Annotated in this window: 1 protein-coding gene; it reads right to left on the bottom strand. The window is 61.0% G+C overall.

Annotated features, from left to right (window positions below; translation table 11 throughout):
- Positions 1-119: 119 nt before the first annotated feature.
- Entirely contained in the window at positions 120-1,214 is a 1,095-nt protein-coding gene (locus tag HOY34_RS21745; RefSeq protein WP_172366758.1) for a putative DNA modification/repair radical SAM protein, read from the bottom strand.
- Positions 1,215-1,401: the final 187 nt, after the last annotated feature.

The raw sequence follows: 1,401 nt of genomic DNA, 5'->3' as shown, positions 1-1,401 counted from the left end.
CAGCTGCAGTAAGAAAAAAGAAGGAGACACACCCAACCTTGACCCCAGCTTGAACCAAAATCCATAATCAGAGGTGGCTCACTTCTCGGTGACAAAACCGGCTCAGTTCCGCGTGAGATTCAACACTCATAGCGCAGCGGCCGCGTCCGGCGGGCCGCGAGGATCCGCTCGACGGTGCGGGTGCCGAAGCCCGGCACTCGCAGCAGCATGTCCTTGCTGGCCCGATTCACATCCAGCGGGAACAGCCCCCGGTGCTGCAAGGCCCAGGCCAGCTTCGGGTCGATCTCGAGATCGAGATGCCCCGCCGTTGCGCCGGTGGCGATCTCTTCGGCGCTGAAGCCGTAAAAGCGCAGCAGCCAGTCCGCCTGATAGAGCCGGTGTTCGCGCAGCAAGGGCGGCTGCACCAGCGGCAAGGCACTGGACGCATCCGGGATCGGCGAAAATGCCGAGTAATAGACGCGGCGCAGCTTGTAACCCGTGTAAAGCCGGGTCGAGCTTTTCAGGATTGTCACATCATCCGTGCCATCAGCGCCGATGATCATCTGCGTCGACTGGCCCGCGGGCGCAAAGCGCGGCGGGCGCTTGCCGGTATGGGTTTTGTCCTTGGCGGCCTCGCCCTCCAGCCGGACCTGCGCCATGGCGGAACGGATGGTCTCGGGGCGCTTTTCCGGGGCGAATTTGCGCACGCTTGCATCGGCGGGCAGTTCGACATTGATCGAGAGGCGGTCAGCGTAAAGCCCGGCCTCGCGGATCAGATCGGGGCTGGCATCCGGAATGGTCTTGAGGTGGATATACCCTTTGAACCCGTGATCCTGCCGCAGCACCCGCGCGATCCGCGCCATATCTGCCATGGTCTGATCGGGCGAGCGGATGATTCCGGACGACAGGAACAGACCCTCGATGTAGTTTCGCCGATAGAATTCCAGGGTCAGCGTCACGACCTCCTCGACCGTGAAGCGCGCGCGCTCGACATTCGAAGATACCCGATTGATGCAATAGGCGCAGTCGAAGATGCAGAAATTGGTCATCAGGATCTTGAGCAGGCTGATGCAGCGACCGTCCGGCGTATAGGCATGGCAAATGCCAGCCCCACCGGAAGACCCGATGCCACCCGCGCGGGAATCGCGCTTTTCACCTCCCGATGAGGCGCAGGAAGCATCGTATTTTGCCGCGTCGGAAAGGATCGCCAGCTTGTCCTGAAGGGTTCTTGCCATGGCGGCGAAAATAAATGTTCACTAAATGTTCGTCAATTCATGATGGACGGACAAGCGTAACAGGTCGCTGAAATAGTCGCTCCGCCGGGAAGTTTTCCTGTTCCGGCCGCCAAGAGCCTGGCGCTTGTAGCTGTTCTGGTGGTCGCGTAGGCCCTGCCGAGTTCCATGCTCAGGCGGCGATCAGCCT

Source organism: Pseudogemmobacter hezensis (assembly GCF_013155295.1).
Lineage (GTDB): Bacteria > Pseudomonadota > Alphaproteobacteria > Rhodobacterales > Rhodobacteraceae > Pseudogemmobacter > Pseudogemmobacter hezensis.
The sequence above is the reverse complement of the archived record's forward strand: the minus strand, read 5'-3'. Positions and strand labels throughout refer to the sequence as shown.

Bases quoted from the DNA above. Each gene is read 5' to 3' on its own strand.
- HOY34_RS21745 (WP_172366758.1), bottom strand. From the start codon at position 1,214: ATGGCAAGAACCCTTCAGGACAAGCTGGCGATCCTTTCCGACGCGGCA.